Here is a 16,747-nt window from a genome sequence, read left to right as displayed (position 1 = left end):
GATTCGGGCTCCTTTCAGGTGAAGGCGTCGGCCATCGACGCCTTCTTCCTGGCGATGAAGTCCTTCAGCCCGTCGTCGATGCCCGGGTCGAGATACGGCGCCTCGTAGCTCTCCAGCCAGCGGCGGGCGAGCTCGTTGGCGCGCTGCGGCGCGGTCTTTTCGCCTTCGGCCAGCCATTGCTCGTAGGAATTGTTATCGGCGATGTTGGAACGGTAGAACGCGGTCTGGAAATTGGCCTGGGTGTGATCGCAGCCGAGATAGTGGCTGCCCGGGCCGACCTGGCGGATGGCGTCCATTGCCTGGCCGTTTTCCGACAGGTCGACACCCTCAGAGAACTTCTGCGTCATGCCGAGCTGGTCGATATCCATCATGAACTTTTCGTAGCAGGAGGCGAGACCGCCCTCGAGCCAGCCAGCCGAATGCAGCACGAAGTTGGTGCCGGCGAGGATCGTCGAGTTCAGCGTGTTGGCGCTCTCGTAGGCGGCCTGCGCATCGGGGATTTTTGAAGCACAGAGCGAACCGCCGGTGCGAAACGGCAGGCCGAGCCGACGGGCAAGCTGTGCGGCGCCATACGAGACCAGCGACGGCTCCGGCGTGCCGAAGGTCGGCGCGCCCGACTGCATCGAGATCGACGAGGCGAAGGTGCCGAACAGCACCGGCGCACCCGGCCGGATCAGCTGGGTGAACGACGCTCCCGCCAGAACCTCGGCTAAAACCTGGGTCAGCGTGCCGGCGACCGTCACCGGGCTCATCGCACCGGCAAGGATGAACGGCGTGACGATACAGGCCTGATTGTGGCGCGAATAGACCTTCAGCGCTCCCAGCATGGTCTCGTCGAAGACCATCGGCGAGTTGGCGTTGATCAGGCTGGTCAGCACCGTGTTGTTCTCGACGAAATCGTCACCGAACACGATCTTGGCCATCACCACCGTATCTTCCGCGCGCTCGGGCGCGGTCACCGAGCCCATGAACGGCTTGTCCGAATATTTGATATGGCTGTAGACCATGTCGAGATGCCGTTTGTTGACCGGCACGTCGACCGGCTCGCAAACCGTGCCGCCCGAATGGTGGATCGACGGCGCCATATAGGCGAGTTTCACGAAATTCCGGAAATCCTCGATCGTCGCATAGCGCCTGACGCCGTCGAGATCGCGCACGAAGGGCGGTCCATAGACCGGCGCGAACACTGTCGCGTTGCCGCCGATCTGCACCGAGCGCTCGCCGTTGCGGGCGTGCTGGGTATAGACGGACGGAGCGGTCTTCAACAGCGAGCGGCAGAGGCCCTTGGGGAAATGCACCCGCTCGCCCTTGACGTCGGCGCCCGCCTCTTTCCAAAGCTGCAGCGCCTCGGCGTCGTCGCGGAAGATGATGCCGATCTCCTCCAGCACCGTGTCGGTGTTCTTTTCGATCAGCGCCAGCCCTTCCTCGTCCAGCACTTCATAGACGTTGATCTTGCGCTTGATATAGGTGAGCTGTGTGCCGGGGCCGCCGCCCGAACGCGCGGCCCGTCGGGCTGCGGCGCCACCGCTGGCAGCGCGCCCGCGCCGTGCGTTTGACGCTTCCTGATCGACCGGCGCGTTCTCACTCATAATCGTTCTTCCCTGGCTTTCGTTCTGGCCTGATTTACTCCGGCCGGGCTGTTGTACCGGCCTGAAATCCGTTTGCGGCCGCATATTGCGGTCTCTGGCCGGATCGTAGCCATGCACCCTATTCGAAACGGCCCGCCAGCGCCAACGCCTGTCGCAAAATCGACAAGAATTCCAAGAGATTTACGGTCGCTTTCGTTTTGCGGGAAGTCGCAAATCAGCTATGGACAACCGGCCCGTGCGGGTTAGGTATTGACGCGATATTTTTAAGCTGCCGCGATAGTTGTAGCCGGCAAGGAGCCTGAGAAAAAATGGCCGACGACGAGATCATCCTTTCGGAACTCTCCGACGACGAGTTGGTGCAGCAGATGCACGACGATCTTTATGACGGGTTGAAGGAAGAAATCGAGGAAGGCACCAATATCCTTCTCGAGCGCGGCTGGGCGCCTTACAAGGTGTTGACCGAGGCTCTGGTCGAGGGCATGCGTATCGTCGGCGAGGATTTCCGCGACGGCATCCTGTTCGTTCCCGAAGTGCTGCTGTCGGCCAACGCGATGAAGGCCGGCATGTTCATCCTGCGTCCGCTGCTTGTCGCCACAGGCGCGCCGAAGCAGGGCAAAATGGTGATCGGCACCGTCAAGGGCGACATCCACGACATCGGCAAGAACCTAGTCGGCATGATGATGGAAGGCGCCGGCTTCGATGTCATCGACCTCGGCATCAACAATGCGGTCGAAAAATATCTCGATGCCATCGAAAAGCACCAGCCCGACATCATCGGCATGTCAGCGCTACTGACGACGACCATGCCTTACATGAAAGTCGTCATCGATACGATGAAGGAAAAGGGCATTCGCGACGACTATGTCGTGCTGGTCGGCGGTGCGCCGCTCAACGAGGAATTCGGCAAAGCCGTCGGCGCCGACGCCTATTGCCGCGACGCCGCGGTGGCAGTCGAGACCGCCAAGGACTTCATGAAGCGCAAGCACAACGTGCGCGCTTCGGCCTGAGCCAATAAGTCCGGCACGAACGAGAAAAGCCGCGCCTTGCAGTGCGGCTTTTTTATTCCCAAATGTTTAGAGCCGTGCAGATCAGGGTTTCTTGACGGTATCGTCAACTGCCTTCGCGGTGGATTTGAGATCCTTACCGACGCCGCGCACCGTGTTGGCGCAGGCCGAAACAGCCAAGGCGCAGGCGAGAATAGCGATTGGCGCGACGCGGAACAATTTCATGAATGGTGTCTCCCTCAGCATATAAATTCGCTGGACAGCAACGAAGATCGATTAGACTGGTTCCATGACTACCGCGCGAAAACAACAATCCGATCAAGGCGACAGGCTGCTCGTCATCGCCTGCGGGATGATCGCGCGCGAAGTTTTGGCGGTCAAGGAGCAGCTCGGGCTCGACCATCTCGACCTGACCTGCCTGCCGGCGGAGTTCCATTTCTATCCGGACCGCATCGCGCCGGCCATGGACAAGGCTATCGAGAAGGCCAAGACCGACGGCTACAGACACATCTTCGTCGGCTATGCCGATTGCGGCACGGGTGGCCTGCTCGATCGGATCTGCGAGAAGCATGGCGTCGAGCGCATGGCCGGGCCGCATTGCTTTGCTTTCTACCAGGGCATGGATGCCTATGCGAAGGTCGTCGATGACGACATGATGTCGTTCTACATGACCGACTTCCTCTGCCGGCAATTCGATGCCTTCTTCATGAAGCCGCTCGGCCTCGACAAGCACCCGGAGCTGATCAAGGACTATTTCGGCAACTACGAGAAGCTGATCTATATCGCTCAGACCAACGACCCGGAACTCGACAAGGTCGCCGAAAAGGCGGCGAAAATGCTCGGCCTCGCCTATGAGCGCCGCTCGACCGGCTATGGTGACCTGACGAAGGAACTGGCCAGCGCCTCAGCACATTCGTAAAAGAAATAGCGTCCTCTAAGCGTTTGCCGGAGGCTGCCGTTCATTTTCGCCCACCGATTCACCGATCCGATATGACATCGATAATGCGCCCGGTTTCAAGGCGGATCGGTCCCCGCGCGGTTGGATCTTTAAGCAATATTTCGGCAAGCATTGCATCGACATTGTCAAAATTACTTTGCAGAATTGACGGATCACTTAGCTCCCAATACTCCCCTTCATCGACGACATTGAGACTGGAGAACAAGCGAGTAATTTCGCGAAGAAAGCTGATGATCTCGATATGAGCGCCTGCACCTGAAAACTGAGTTTTACAGTGTTGTTGAACGAAGAGGTGCTTGTCGAACTCAAGCCGCAGCGGTTCCGAATTGGGATGCGGTTGAAGCTCTATTCCAAACACAGGGCCAATATAGTCCACGTTTCGTTCATCAATGACTCGATTGAGCGTCTTCTCGCGCTCATCGATCTCGCGCACCGGCCAGTCTCGCGCAATGGCGAACGCCTTGGCTTCGTGCAGCAAAGCAGCATATTGCTCGTGACCCCGTAACTGTCCTTCAAAGTAGATTGTTACTCCCAACTACCTCTCCCAGTGACGCGCATTCCTGACGAATACCCGCGCTCTTATTCCGCCACAAGCCGGGCGAGCACATCGGCAAAGCTCGTCTTGCAGATGAAACCCAGCCGCTTCCTGCGCCCGCGACGCATCATAGACCCGGTCGATCGACGAAAACATCGTCCAGCCTTTCTTCGCGTAGAGCGCCGGATAATCCGGAAAATAGCGCGCCACGACCGACGGCGCGTCGGCGATCAAGGCCGCGCAATCTTCGGGCTGGAAAGGCGTCGGTGCCGGGATGATGAAAGTGTCGAAGCCCAATTGCGGCGCTTTCTCCAGGGCAGCGATGTGGGCGTCGGCTGCGTCCTCCACCGTCAGCCGGCGGAACAACAGCTCATTGGCCTTGGTGTTGGCATCCGACTGTTCGATCACGTGCGCCATGTCGTCCGCCTCGGGAAAAAACCGGGCGGTGCGCAACACGATCACCGGCAGGCCGAACTGCAAATGATAGAGCCGGCAGAGCTGTTCGGCTGAAAGCTTGGTGACGCCGTAGATGTTGCGCGGTTCAGGCGACATGTCTTCCGTCAGCCATGCCGCCTTGCGCGTCCCGCCGGTGAAGCCGGCGCGAATGGTTTGGGAAATCATCAGCGACGTCGTCGACGTGAACACGAAACGCTGAACGCCGAATGCTGCCGCCGCGTCGAGCAGGTTGAGCGTGCCGCGCACATTCGTCTCGACGAAATCCTCGTTGCGATAACGTTCGATGTCAGGCTTGTGCAGCGCGCCGCTATGGATGATGGCCTCGACGCGGTTCCCCTCGACCGCCCTCATGACCAGGTCGCGATCGGCCACTGAGCCGACGATCGGCGTTTCCGAAGACGGAACGGGATCGAGGCCGGTGACGTCATGGCCAAGAGCCCGCAGGCGCGGCGCCAAGGCGCTGCCCAGCCAACCGGACGATCCCGTCAGCAAGATCCGCATTCTTTCCACCTCGTTTCTGCTGTCGATGCTCAGGCACGGATGACAGAACGCGGCGAAACATTAAGGTATGCGCCAGACAAGAAAACAGCCTGCTCCAGCCATCAAAAAGGAAACGCCACCGATGATCGCTCGCCTCATGTTCGCCGCAGCAACTGTCCTCTGCTTGACCATGCCCGCGTTCGCCGATGGCGAGGTGCAGACGCTGATAACGGCTGCCGACAAGGCGCGGCTCAACAAATATGGCGAGACGCGCAAGGCAGCGCTTGACGAGGCGAAGGCCGGCGATCCCGCCGAGGTCAAGCAGCTCGACGCTTTGCTGGCAAAGCCGCTGGTTCCCTTCTCTGACAGGGACCTGACCGGCAAATGGCAATGCCGCACCATCAAGGCCGGCGGATTGAGCCCGCTCGTCATCTATGGCTGGTTCAAATGCGAGGTGAGCGACGACGGTTCTGGCTGGAGACTGGAAAAGATCACCGGCTCGCAACGCACCAAGGGCCGCTTCTTCGACGATGGCGAGAAACGCGCGATCTATCTCGGTTCCTTCCACGTCAACGACGATCCGGCAAAGCCCTACGGCAGCGGCCCGGAAAGCGATCAGGTCGGCTATGCCTTCCGCAACAGCGCCAGTGAATGGCGCATCGAGTTCCCGGCGCCCTATTACGAATCGAAGCTCGATATCCTCGAATTCAAGCGCTGAGCCCGATCACCAGGGGTTAACCCGGTCAGCCTAGCATTCGCGCGCAAAGAACAGGTTCTTTGCGGGGAGTCGCAGAGCATGGCACTGTCGAAAACAAACCAACGGCCGATCGTCGTCGTCACCGAAGGCGGCCCGCATATCTGGGCGATCGTCAACGCCCTCGCCGATCAACTCGGCCCGGTCAGCGTCATCCTCGAAGCTCCTGAATCCAAAAAGCAATTGCTCCTCGCGCGGGCGCGGCGGCAAGGCTGGACCTCGGCCATCGGTCAACTCGGCACGATGGTGCTGACGCGCCTCGGCAAGCGCTTCTTCGCCGGCCACGCAGCACGGCTTGCCGCCGGGCAGAAGCTGCAAACCGAACCGAAGCCTGGGCAAAAGATCATTTATGTCTCGTCGGCCAACGCGCCGGAGTGCCTGCAGGCGATTGCGGAAATCCAGCCGGGTGTGGTGCTGCTCGCCGGCTGCCGCTTGCTGTCGCGGCAGACGCTGGCGAAAATCCCTTGCCCGGTCCTCAACTACCATGCCGGCATCGCCCCGAAATATCGTGGTATGAACGGCGGTTACTGGGCGCTGGCTTCAGGCGATGCGGAGAACTTCGGCACCACCGTGCATCTGGTCGACGCCGGCGTCGACACTGGCGGCGTGCTGCGGCAGACGCGTGGCAAACCGCAGCCGGGCGACACAGTTTCGAGCTACGCGTTGCGGCAGGCGGCCTTCTCGCGCGACATCTGCGTCGAAGCGGTCAGGGATGCGCTGGCCGGCAAGCTCGGCACGGTGGATCCCGGCCTACCTTCGACACAATGGTATCATCCGACGATATGGTTTTATCTCTGGACGGGGATAAGGAACGGCGTCTGGTGACGCGCCGATTTACCGGACAGCCACCCGCCACTAACATTGCATCATGAGCGACATCGACCACCGCACCATCATTGCCGGCCTTTCGGTCGAGGACCGTCGCGACCTCACCGCCAGGGTTGACCGGCCAGGCATTGTCCGGCTGGCGGTCCATGCCGGGCTGGTTATCCTGCTAGGCGCGCTGATCGCCGCTCGCATCCCGTTCTGGCCCGCGCTCGTCTTGCCGCAGGGAATCCTGATCGTCTTCTTCTTCACGCCGTTGCACGAGACCATCCATGAAACTGCGTTCAGAACGGCGCGGCTCAATCGCACCATCGCCGCCGTGGCCGGCTTCCTTATCCTGCTGCCGCCGGCATGGTTCCGCTATTTCCATTTCGCCCATCACCGCCATACGCACGACCCGGACAACGACCCCGAACTGATGGCCCCGAAGCCGGAGACCATCAGCCAATATCTGCGCTATCTGTCAGGCGGCCCCTATTGGATCGCCATGGGCCGTGTGATCGCAACCAATGCGGCGGGCCGCAACCGCGACGGCTTTGTGCCGGAAAAGCGCCGCGGCAAGGTGGTTGCCGAAGCACGGCAGTTCCTGATCGGCTATGCGGCATTGCTGGCCGCATCGCTCGCCGCGCAGTCGGCGCTGCTGTTGTGGGTCTGGATCGTGCCGGTGCTGGTCGGACAGCCGTTTTTGCGTGCCTACCTGCTGGCCGAGCACGCGTTGTGCCCACATGTCGCCAACATGCTCGAGAACACCCGCACCACCTTCACCACAAGGCTGGTGCGCTTCGTGGCTTGGAATATGCCGTACCATTCCGAGCACCATTCCTATCCGGCCGTTCCCTTCCACCGCCTGCCGCGCTTCCATGACATCGTCGCGGAGCATTTACGCACGACCGAACGAGGTTACGTGCGCTTCCACAGGAAGCTGGTCGGCAGCTACGATGGCCGCGCCGGCTGACCAGTGCTGGAAGAAACTCCGCTTTCAACCGCGGCCGTCGATTGCGTCGCTTTTGAAGGCCCCCGCGTCGTCCCATAACAAGCAGCCCAACAGCGCTTCCGGCAATGCTCGAAACCACTGCATTGGCCAAAAGATCGGAATCGATCTTCGGAGAGCACGATGCAGCGGAGTTAAATGGTAGAGCATCGTTTGTGCGTCCGATTGGACGCACGGCGCTCTGCAGGAGCAGGAAATTGTGGCCGATCTGATCGTCGTCTACTGGCGCGACATCCCCGCCCAGGTCATCGTCAAGAAGGGCCGGCAGAACGCCAAGCGCGAACTGCCGCTGCGCTTCACCGAGGCGATCGACATGTGCGCCATGCGCACCGGCGCTGGCGGCACCGACGACTATCTTGCCGAATGGCACAAGGCAGAACCCCTCCCGGTCAGTGACGATCTTGAAGCCGAGGCCGAGAAGGCTCTTCAGGAACTTGATGCGAAATACGACCGTGAGCGGCTGGTCGCTCTGGTCAAGGCGGGGGGCAAAGAGAATGTCTGATCCCCAATCAATGCCGGCGACGACGGCTCAAGCCGGCGTGACCCAGGCGACCATCGTCAAGAAGGCGGCGCCGAAATCCGACTACAAGCCGGCCGACGTGTCGCCGCAGCGGCGTGTGCAGCGCTCTTTCGCGGTGCGCCTTTGGTCTGTGCGGCATTCGCGGCTGCTCGAATGGTTCTACGGCAAATTCGCCGACATGTTCCTGCTCCTCCATCCGCTGTGGAAGGGCATCGGCTACAGCCGTGTCGAAGGGCCTGTGAAATTCGTCGAAAAGCGCGTCAAGGGATTCATGTTCGACTGCCGCATGTGCGGCCAGTGCATCCTTTCCTCGACCGGCATGTCGTGCCCAATGAACTGCCCCAAGCAATTGCGCAACGGCCCTTGTGGCGGTGTCCGCGCCAACGGCAATTGCGAGGTCGAGCCTGACATGCCTTGCGTCTGGGTCAAAGCCTGGGAAGGCTCGCGGAACATGGTGCATGGCGACAAGATTTTGGAAGTGCAGAAGCCGGTGGATCAGTCCTTGCGCGAAACTTCCGCCTGGCTGCGGGTCACCGCGCAGGCCGCGGCCGCCCGCAATGCGGCCCGGAATACTACGAAGACCGGAGCATCGGCATGATCGGCCGTCAGCCAGACGAGAATCCGGCCGGCATCCATTTGCCGCTCGATCCCCTGCCCGGCCACACCTCGCGTGGCCGGCTGGAACGCGTCCTCAGGCGCGGCGAGTTCGCAGTGACGACCGAGCTCAATCCGCCCGACAGCGCCGATCCGGAAGACGTCTACAACCGCGCCAGGATTTTCGACGGCTGGGTCGACGCCATCAATGCCGTCGACGCTTCCGGCGCCAACTGCCACATGTCGTCGGTCGGCATCTGCGCGCTGCTGACCCGCATGGGCTATGCCCCGATCATGCAGATCGCCTGCCGCGACCGGAACCGCATCGCCATCCAGGGCGACGTGCTTGGGGGTGCTGCGATGGGCGTCGCCAACATGCTGTGCCTGACCGGCGACGGCGTGCAGGCCGGCGACCAGCCCGGCGCCAAGCCGGTGTTCGATCTCGACTGCATGTCGCTGCTCGAAACCTGCCGCGTTATGCGCGATAACGGCAAATTCCTGTCCGGCCGCAAACTCACGACTCCGCCGCAGCTTTTCCTTGGCGCGGCGATCAACCCGTTTGCGCCGCCGATCGATTTCCGGCCCTATCGGCTGGGCAAGAAGATCGCCGCCGGGGCACAGTTCGTGCAGAGCCAGTACTGCTTCGACGTACCGATGTTCCGCACCTACATGCAGAAGGTCCGCGATCTCGGCTATACCGAGAAATGTTTCATCCTGTGCGGCGTCGGGCCGCTGGCCTCGGCCAAGACGGCCAAATGGATCCGCTCCAACGTACCGGGCATTCACATTCCCGATCAGATCGTCAAGCGCCTGGAAGGCGCTCAGGATCAGAAGAAGGAAGGCAAGCAGCTCTGCATCGACATCATCAATGAGGTGAAGGAAATTCCCGGTGTGTCCGGCGTCCATGTGATGGCCTATCGCCAGGAAGAATACGTCGCTGAGATCGTCGACGAATCTGGCGTGCTGAAGGGTCGCCGGCCGTGGAAACGCGAAATCCGCCGCGACGACCAGCTCGTTGCCGACCGGCTCGACCACATACTGCATGACGACCTCACCGAAACCCAGGTCGACATGGTCAAGACCGCGCATTGACAGCGCGAATCGTCAGCATTCGCTTGATCAGAAACAGATAACGATATAAAGAACTCTTTATATCACGATGGAGAGATTTCATGACCCGCACCATCGTCGCCTCGGCGACACGAGAAATCATCATCGGCTTCGATCAGCCCTTCTGCGTGATCGGCGAGCGCATCAACCCGACCGGCCGTAAGAAACTGGCCGCCGAAATGATCGCCGGCAATTTTGAGACCGTCATCAAGGATGCGCTGGAACAGGCCGCCTGTGGGGCGACCATGCTCGACGTCAATGCCGGCGTCACTGCAGTTGATCCCAACGCCACCGAGCCGGCGCTGCTGGTGCAGACGCTGGAGATCGTGCAAGGCCTAGTCGACCTGCCGTTGTCGATCGACTCCTCCGTGACTGCGGCAATCGAAGCGGCGCTGAAGGTCGCCAAAGGCCGGCCGCTGGTCAATTCCGTCACCGGCGAGGAGGAAAAGCTCGAAGCCATCCTGCCGTTGATCAAGAAATACAACGTTCCCGTCGTCGCCATTTCCAACGACGAGACCGGTATTTCGATGGACCCCGATGTGCGCTTCGCCGTCGCCAAGAAGATCGTTCAGCGCTGTGCCGACTTCGGCATTCCGGCGCATGATGTGGTCGTCGACCCGCTGGTCATGCCGATCGGCGCGCTGGGCGATGCCGGCCGCCAGGTATTTGCCCTGCTACGCCGGCTGCGCGAGGAGCTCAAGGTCAACACCACCTGCGGCCTCTCCAACATCTCATTCGGCCTGCCGCACCGTCATGGCATCAACGCCGCCTTCATCCCGATGGTGATCGGCGCCGGCATGACCTCGGCGATCATGAACCCGGTGCGGCCGCAGGAAATGGAAGCGGTGCGTGGCGCCAACGTGCTGAACGGCACCGACGAGAACTGCACCAACTGGATCAGGACCTACAAGGACTACAAGCCTGCTGAAGGCGGCCAGGCCGTTGCCGCCCGGACGCAGGTCAACGCGCCGGGCGATGGCAATGGCAATGGCGGACGCAGGCGCGGCGGCCGTGAAGCGCGTATGGCCCGGGGTTGAGCCAGGTCTTGGCCGACACGATATGGGGCCTAGGACTGGGGAGGAACCGAGACATAGGGGCATCGCTGCCGTAGCCAAGACCCGAGCTGCGTAGAAAGTAAAGTCTGGAACGTATGAACTCTCCCGTCAACATCACCGATCCGCTCGTGCTGTTCATGCCGTCGGGCAAGCGCGGGCGGTTTCCGGTCGGCACGCCGGTTCTGGACGCCGCGCGCCAGCTCGGTGTCTATGTCGAGAGCGTGTGCGGCGGGCGTGCCACTTGCGGGCGTTGCCAGATCGAGGTGCAGGAAGGTAATTTCGCCAAGCACAAGATCGTTTCCTCCAACGATCACCTCTCGCCCAAGGGCGCTAAGGAAGAGCGCTACGAACGCGTACGCGGCCTGCCCGAGCGCCGCCGGCTGTCCTGCTCGGCGCAGATTCTCGGCGATCTCGTCGTCGACGTGCCGCAGGACACCGTCATCAACGCGCAGACCATCCGCAAGGACGCCGACACCAGGGTCATCGCCCGCGATGCGGCAATCCGCATGTGCTATGTCGAGATCGAAGAACCCGACATGCACAAGCCGCTCGGCGACCTCGACCGTCTGAAGATCGCGCTGATGAAGGACTGGGGCCTCAAGAGCCTCGATTTCGATTTCCATCTGTTGCCGCAGGTGCAAGGCATTTTGCGCAAAGGCAACTGGACCGCGACCGCCGCCATCCACAAGGACACCGACAGCGAGACCGCACGAGTCATCGCTTTGTGGCCCGGCCTCAAGAACGAGGCGTACGGACTTGCCTGCGATATCGGCTCGACCACGATCGCCATGCATCTGGTGTCGTTGCTGTCGGGCCGCGTCGCCGCCTCGTCGGGCACATCCAATCCGCAGATCCGCTTCGGCGAGGATCTGATGAGCCGTGTCTCGTACGTGATGATGAACCCGGACGGCCGCGAGGGCATGACGGTCGCCGTGCGCGAGGCCATTTCGGGGCTTGTGGACAAGGTCTGCACCGATGGCAACGTCCAACGCAACGACATCCTGGATTCCGTGTTCGTCGGCAATCCGATCATGCACCATCTGTTCCTCGGCATCGATCCGACCGAGCTCGGCGGCGCCCCCTTCGCGCTAGCCGTCTCCGGCGCCGTGCACATCAAGGCATCGGATATCGGTTTGAAGCTCAACCAGGGCGCCAGGCTCTATATGCTTCCTTGCATTGCCGGCCATGTCGGCGCGGACGCTGCCGCAGTGACGCTGTCGGAAGGGCCGCACCGCCAGGACGAGATGATGCTGATCGTCGATGTCGGCACCAATGCCGAGATCGTGCTCGGCAATCGCCAGCGGGTCGTGGCGGCCTCATCGCCAACTGGCCCGGCCTTCGAAGGTGCGGAAATCTCCGGTGGCCAGCGCGCCGCACCGGGTGCCATCGAGCGCGTCCGCATCGATCCTGAAACGCTCGAACCGAAATACCGCGTCATCGGCTCGGAACTCTGGTCCGACGAGCCGGGCTTCCTCGACAGCGTGCAGGCGACCGGCGTCACCGGTATTTGCGGCTCCGGCATCATCGAGGTGGTCGCCGAGATGTATCTCGCCGGCATCATCTCCGAGGACGGCGTCGTCGATGGATCGCTGAGCGACCACTCGCCTCGCGTCGTCGCCAATGGCCGCACCTTCTCCTATGTGCTGAAGGAAGGCGAGCCCAAGATCACCATCACCCAGACAGATGTGCGCGCTATCCAGCTTGCCAAGGCCGCCCTTTATGCCGGCACCAAGCTTTTGATGGAAAAGCAGCACACCGATCATATCGACCGCATCCACTTCGCCGGCGCATTCGGCTCGTTCATCGACCCGAAATACGCAATGGTGCTGGGCCTGATTCCGGATTGCGACCTCGACAAGGTCTCGGCCGTTGGCAATGCGGCCGGCGCCGGCGCCCGCATGGCGCTGTTGAACCGTGGCTATCGCCGCGAGATCGAGGAAACCGTTAGCAAGATCGAGAAGATCGAGACGGCGCTGGAGCCGAAATTCCAGGAACATTTCGTTTATGCCATGGCGCTCCCGAACAAGATCGACCCGTTTCCCAAGCTGTCGGCGGCGGTGAAACTGCCGCCGCGCAAGACGGTGAGCGAAGACGGCATTGCCGGCGACGCAGCCCCGCGGCGGCGTTCGCGCGAAGGCCACGCCGCGCGGCGCGGGCGGGGATGACTCGCCTCCGCTAGGCTGTCAGACCTTCCATTTTCATTTGTATGCAAATGTTTCCAGATCGCGCCGATCTGGAAACGAAATCGCGTTTTCGTGAAATCCGCCAGATACATAGGCGGAGCATTTAACCGACATCGAACGGCAGGCGGAAACAGTTTTCGGCCACCGCAACGCTCCAAGGAGATCAAGATGTCGATGTTCGAAAGCCTCGGCCGCTATGGTGCGGCCTTCAAGAAAACACGCGAAGCGCGCAAGTCGCTGCGCATCCTCAACAGCTTGCCGCCTGAGATCCAAAAGGACATTGGCTGGCCGGTGTCGCCGCGTTCGAGCGAAAGGCAGCTTTCGGTCGGATGGGACATGCAGCGCGGATGAAATTCATCGACAAATGCAAGCTGCTCGGTATTCGCCGGAGCCGCAATGCGGCTCCGGCTGCACCCAGCAATTGGCTGCGCGCCGCGTTGCTGCCGCGGCGTTGAGCTGCGCCGGTAGGCCAGAGACTTCATGGCCGGACGCTTTGTCGACAGCTGGGATCAAACGACCGTGTTGAGATTGCATCAATCTTGACTTTTTTGGTGGCGACACAATCTTCGAAATAGTCGGGGGTTCTCTTAATCGGCTCAGCCGAAGTCCGTGTATCTGCATGCCCAGTCTCAAAAGCCACGTCGTGTCGTTCGTCCTCAGGTACAGCCGCAAGAAGGCGTTTTCCAGCCCCGAGAACCTGCAGCGCTGGATCGCCTATGCGCGCAAGACGGAAAACCATCAGCCGCCTGCGTCGCTGCGGTCACGCCTGGAGATCACAACCCGCACGATCAACGGCTTTCCCGTCTACGAGATCGCGCCCAAGGCTGGCGAGCGGAAGCGGATTCTCTACCTGCACGGCGGCGCTTACGTCTTCGAAATCACCCCCTATCATTGGCGGCTGATCGCCGACATGGCCGACCGTCTCGGGTTCGGTATCACTGTGCCGATCTATCCCATTGCTCCCGAACACGATTTCCACGCCATGTTTGGTATGGTCGGCGCCGTCTACCGCCTGATGTTCGGCGAAACCAGCGCGAATGACATCATCTTCATGGGCGATTCCGCCGGCGGAAACATGGCCGTCGTGCTGACGATGATGGCTGCGCAAAATGGCCTGCCCTTGCCATCACGCCACGTGCTGATTTCGCCCGGTCTCGACGTGTCGCTCGCCAACCCAGAAATGTATGAGGCCGAACGCAACGATCCGTGGCTGGGCATTGCCGGCGGCCGCGAGGCGATCCGACTTTACAGCGCCGGCATAGATCCCACCGACTGGCGGATCAGCCCGGTTTACGGCGACCTGTCGGTGCTGCCCAAAACGCTGCTGCTGACCGGTTCACGCGATCTGCTCACCCCCGACAATCTGATCTTCGCGGAAAAGGCGCGCGCGGCCGGCGTCGAAATTGAGATCGTCCACGAGCAAGGCATGTTCCATGTCTGGCCGTTGATCGACATGCCGGAGGCGCGACGCGCGCGGGACAGTATAGTGGCCTTCTTGACCAACGAAACTGACAGTTACCATGCCAAGGCAGGAGAGTTGTCGCTGCAGAGGACAGACCGCGACGGAACCCCTCGCGATCTGGTTGCGCCGCTCAGGTCGTAGTTTGGGTCAGAACTTCCCAGTTTCCCTGAACATCTCAAACGTCGCGCGGATATGATCGGCGACTGCCTTCACCGGCGCGCTGGCGTCCGGCGTCACCACCATGGCCAGATTGTAGGTGCCGATGTCAGGCATGCCGTCCTTCGGGCACAGCTCGACCATGTCGCTGCCGAGGAAGGATTTCGGCAGCGGCGCCACCGCAAGATCCGCCATGATCGCGGCGCGCTGGCCGGCCGTGTGTGCGCTCATATAGGCGATACGGTAGTTGCGGCCCTCGCGGCCAAGCGCCTCCAATGCCCCTGCCCGCCAGGCACACCCCTCTTCCCACAATGAGACCGGCAGCGGCTCACGCAGATGCGCGCAACCGCCCTTGGCACCGGCCCAGACGATCGGCTCGGTGAGCAGCACTTCGGCGCCGATCGCGCTGGTCTTGTAGGAGTTGGTGAGCAACGTGATGTCGAGCGCCCGGTCGTCCATGCGCCGGCGCAGATTGACGCTCTGGTCGATGGTGACGTCGACCGCGATCGATGGATGCGACTGTGCGAACCGCTTCAGCACATGCGGCAGCACACGTTCGCCGTAATCGTCCGGCGAGCCGAGCCGCACCACCCCGACAATGTCTGGAATGATGAACTTCGACACCACCTCGCGATTGATCGACAGCAGCCGGCGCGCATAGCCGAGCAGCATCTCGCCATCGGTGGTCAGCGTCACCGAACGGGCGTCGCGCGCGAACACCGAGCGGCCGAGAATGTCCTCCAGCTTCTTGATCTGCATGGAGACGGCCGACGGCGTGCGGAAGACCGCATTGGCCGCAGTGGTGAAGCTGCCGGTCTCGGCGATTGCGACGAAAGTGCGCAGAACATCGAGATCGAGCAGCGGCAGCGGATGATTGAGTGGGGCGTTCATGGCAAGCGACCTTCAATTTTTCTGATGCAAACCATCATTCCATTTCGTTTGATTGAACATCAGTTTGGGAGGATAGTCAACTCCATCGAAGGCAGGACGCATCGAAGTGGTCCCGAAACAACCATGACACGGACCTGCAATCGACACGAAATGAAGCTGAAACAAACCCGGTGTACCGCCTGACGCTGCAAGCGCCGGGACAACCCGGCCCAACGCGAAGGAGAATGAGATGTCTATCCTGTCATCCATCGGTCGGATCGCGACCGAGTTCAGCGAGGCCCGTGCCCGCTACCAGACGGAACGCGCCATCCGCGCGCTGCCGATTGAACTGCAGAAGGATATCGGCTGGCCCGAAGCTGCCGATGCCAAGGCCGGCACTCGCCATGGTGTGGGATCCTGGGCTGGAGCAAAGTAAACCGTGTGTATCAACAGCTGAAGGCCTGCCGCGCAGATCAGCCCGGCAGGCCTTTTTGTTTGTACTCCAATGATTTTCCCGAGCCATGTTGCCTTCGCATGCCGCATATGAGCAAGTCGCATAGCAGCCCGCACTGGCAATCAACACATTGTAAATAATCGAAAATCCTGGGCAGAATGCCCAAATTTGTCGCATTCCGTGTCGCTTTTCATATCAAGTGCTTCGCTTTTGCGATTTAGTTTCCCCTCACGTAAGCCTATATCATCATCAACAAACGAGCTGCCCCACTCCATCAAGCGAAGGCGACCCGTCTGAGCAACCGAATGGAGATGATCATGAAGCTTTTTGCCCGCCTCTTTGCCCGTCGCGAAATGAACCTGACGACCGCGCTCGAGCGCCAGCGCCTGGCCAACACCATGCCTGGCCAGACCGGTGCCATGGCTGCCGCGCGCCTCGGCTTCGTCGCCTGAGACGCGGCAATCCCGGCGGAAGCAGCCTAGCGCTGCTTCGAAGTCGATCCAGCGCCGCTTCGGTTTTGCCGAGGCGGCGTTTTCGTGTGCGCAGCCTGCGTAGGCTCGTTTGGTCGATCCGGCGGCATGTCGCGTCCTTCGCCGCATAGCGATCGCCCATTTGCGACCCGTGTCGCAAATAAAGTCGTTCCGTTGCGATCTAGCCAATTGACAGGAAACGTCTTTCCTGATGTCGCTATGCTAATCGCGACATCCTGTTCGCGCCATTGCAGCGTGAGGATCTACCCGTGAACGTCGTA

The 16,747-nt window shown here is 61.1% G+C and carries 19 protein-coding genes; 14 read left to right on the top strand and 5 right to left on the bottom strand.

Annotated elements, in window-relative coordinates; genetic code table 11:
• Nucleotides 1-14 precede the first annotated feature (14 nt).
• Nucleotides 15-1,589, bottom strand: a complete 1,575-nt coding sequence (locus NKJ23_RS08590) for a trimethylamine methyltransferase family protein (protein WP_352679970.1) — start codon at nt 1,587-1,589, stop codon at nt 15-17.
• 308 nt (nt 1,590-1,897) lie between these two features.
• On the opposite strand from NKJ23_RS08590, the gene NKJ23_RS08585 reads away from it, so the two are divergent.
• The gene (locus tag NKJ23_RS08585; protein WP_023676506.1) at nt 1,898-2,596 is read left to right on the top strand and encodes a cobalamin B12-binding domain-containing protein; all 699 of its coding nucleotides are present in this window, start codon (nt 1,898-1,900) and stop codon (nt 2,594-2,596) included.
• An 81-nt stretch (nt 2,597-2,677) separates the two neighbouring features.
• Here NKJ23_RS08585 and NKJ23_RS08580 read toward each other — a convergent pair whose 3' ends face one another.
• Nucleotides 2,678-2,818, bottom strand: a complete 141-nt coding sequence (locus tag NKJ23_RS08580; RefSeq protein ID WP_292654758.1) for an EncA/B family entericidin — start codon at nt 2,816-2,818, stop codon at nt 2,678-2,680.
• Between the two features lie 64 nt (nt 2,819-2,882).
• Here NKJ23_RS08580 and NKJ23_RS08575 point away from each other — a divergent pair, with 64 nt between their 5' ends.
• Entirely contained in the window at nt 2,883-3,512 is a 630-nt protein-coding gene (locus tag NKJ23_RS08575) for a DUF1638 domain-containing protein (RefSeq protein ID WP_352679968.1), read from the top strand.
• Between the two features lie 58 nt (nt 3,513-3,570).
• Here NKJ23_RS08575 and NKJ23_RS08570 read toward each other — a convergent pair whose 3' ends face one another.
• Entirely contained in the window at nt 3,571-4,086 is a 516-nt protein-coding gene (locus NKJ23_RS08570) for a hypothetical protein (protein ID WP_352679966.1), read from the bottom strand.
• Nucleotides 4,087-5,043, bottom strand: coding sequence for an NAD-dependent epimerase/dehydratase family protein (locus NKJ23_RS08565; protein WP_352679965.1), 957 nt, complete (start codon nt 5,041-5,043; stop codon nt 4,087-4,089).
• 121 nt (nt 5,044-5,164) lie between these two features.
• Here NKJ23_RS08565 and NKJ23_RS08560 point away from each other — a divergent pair, with 121 nt between their 5' ends.
• The 10 genes from NKJ23_RS08560 to NKJ23_RS08515 all read left to right on the top strand — a co-directional run bounded on the left by NKJ23_RS08560 (nt 5,165) and on the right by NKJ23_RS08515 (nt 14,657).
• On the top strand, nt 5,165-5,740 hold the full coding sequence (locus tag NKJ23_RS08560) for a DUF4893 domain-containing protein (protein WP_352470292.1): 576 nt from the start codon (nt 5,165-5,167) through the stop codon (nt 5,738-5,740).
• 78 nt (nt 5,741-5,818) lie between these two features.
• Nucleotides 5,819-6,601 carry a formyl transferase gene (locus NKJ23_RS08555; protein ID WP_352679962.1) on the top strand — a complete coding sequence of 261 codons (783 nt, stop codon included), beginning with the start codon at nt 5,819-5,821 and terminating at the stop codon, nt 6,599-6,601.
• 43 nt (nt 6,602-6,644) lie between these two features.
• Nucleotides 6,645-7,556, top strand: coding sequence for a fatty acid desaturase (locus NKJ23_RS08550; RefSeq protein WP_352679959.1), 912 nt, complete (start codon nt 6,645-6,647; stop codon nt 7,554-7,556).
• Nucleotides 7,557-7,791: 235 nt separating this feature from the next.
• Nucleotides 7,792-8,094, top strand: a complete 303-nt coding sequence (locus NKJ23_RS08545) for a virulence factor (protein ID WP_352470289.1) — start codon at nt 7,792-7,794, stop codon at nt 8,092-8,094.
• Nucleotides 8,087-8,710, top strand: a complete 624-nt coding sequence (locus NKJ23_RS08540; protein ID WP_352454616.1) for a methylenetetrahydrofolate reductase C-terminal domain-containing protein — start codon at nt 8,087-8,089, stop codon at nt 8,708-8,710. Before NKJ23_RS08545 ends, NKJ23_RS08540 begins: the two co-directional genes overlap by 8 nt.
• A complete protein-coding gene (locus NKJ23_RS08535) occupies nt 8,707-9,798 on the top strand; it encodes a methylenetetrahydrofolate reductase (protein ID WP_023676515.1) in 1,092 nt (363 codons plus the stop codon). Before NKJ23_RS08540 ends, NKJ23_RS08535 begins: the two co-directional genes overlap by 4 nt.
• Nucleotides 9,799-9,878: 80 nt before the next feature.
• Complete coding sequence (locus NKJ23_RS08530) at nt 9,879-10,853, top strand: methyltetrahydrofolate cobalamin methyltransferase (protein ID WP_023676516.1); 975 nt, start codon at nt 9,879-9,881, stop codon at nt 10,851-10,853.
• Nucleotides 10,854-10,966: 113 nt separating this feature from the next.
• A complete protein-coding gene (locus NKJ23_RS08525; protein WP_352679956.1) occupies nt 10,967-13,036 on the top strand; it encodes an ASKHA domain-containing protein in 2,070 nt (689 codons plus the stop codon).
• A gap of 186 nt (nt 13,037-13,222) precedes the next feature.
• Entirely contained in the window at nt 13,223-13,405 is a 183-nt protein-coding gene (locus NKJ23_RS08520) for a hypothetical protein (RefSeq protein ID WP_352679955.1), read from the top strand.
• Nucleotides 13,406-13,673: 268 nt separating this feature from the next.
• Nucleotides 13,674-14,657 (top strand): alpha/beta hydrolase, encoded by a 984-nt coding sequence (locus tag NKJ23_RS08515; protein WP_352635637.1) that lies wholly within the window; start codon nt 13,674-13,676, stop codon nt 14,655-14,657.
• Nucleotides 14,658-14,663: 6 nt separating this feature from the next.
• Here the strand turns inward: NKJ23_RS08515 and NKJ23_RS08510 are convergent, their stop codons facing one another.
• A complete protein-coding gene (locus tag NKJ23_RS08510; protein ID WP_023676521.1) occupies nt 14,664-15,563 on the bottom strand; it encodes a LysR substrate-binding domain-containing protein in 900 nt (299 codons plus the stop codon).
• Nucleotides 15,564-15,792: 229 nt separating this feature from the next.
• On the opposite strand from NKJ23_RS08510, the gene NKJ23_RS08505 reads away from it, so the two are divergent.
• Both NKJ23_RS08505 and NKJ23_RS08500 read left to right on the top strand, forming a co-directional pair.
• On the top strand, nt 15,793-15,978 hold the full coding sequence (locus NKJ23_RS08505) for a hypothetical protein (protein WP_352452109.1): 186 nt from the start codon (nt 15,793-15,795) through the stop codon (nt 15,976-15,978).
• 335 nt (nt 15,979-16,313) lie between these two features.
• On the top strand, nt 16,314-16,448 hold the full coding sequence (locus NKJ23_RS08500; protein WP_013894968.1) for a hypothetical protein: 135 nt from the start codon (nt 16,314-16,316) through the stop codon (nt 16,446-16,448).
• Nucleotides 16,449-16,747 lie beyond the last annotated feature (299 nt).

Origin of the sequence: Mesorhizobium sp. M0184 (assembly GCF_040322215.1) — a bacterium.
GTDB lineage: Bacteria > Pseudomonadota > Alphaproteobacteria > Rhizobiales > Rhizobiaceae > Mesorhizobium.
Note: the sequence above shows the minus strand (reverse complement) of the source record. Positions and strands in the feature narration are given on the sequence as shown.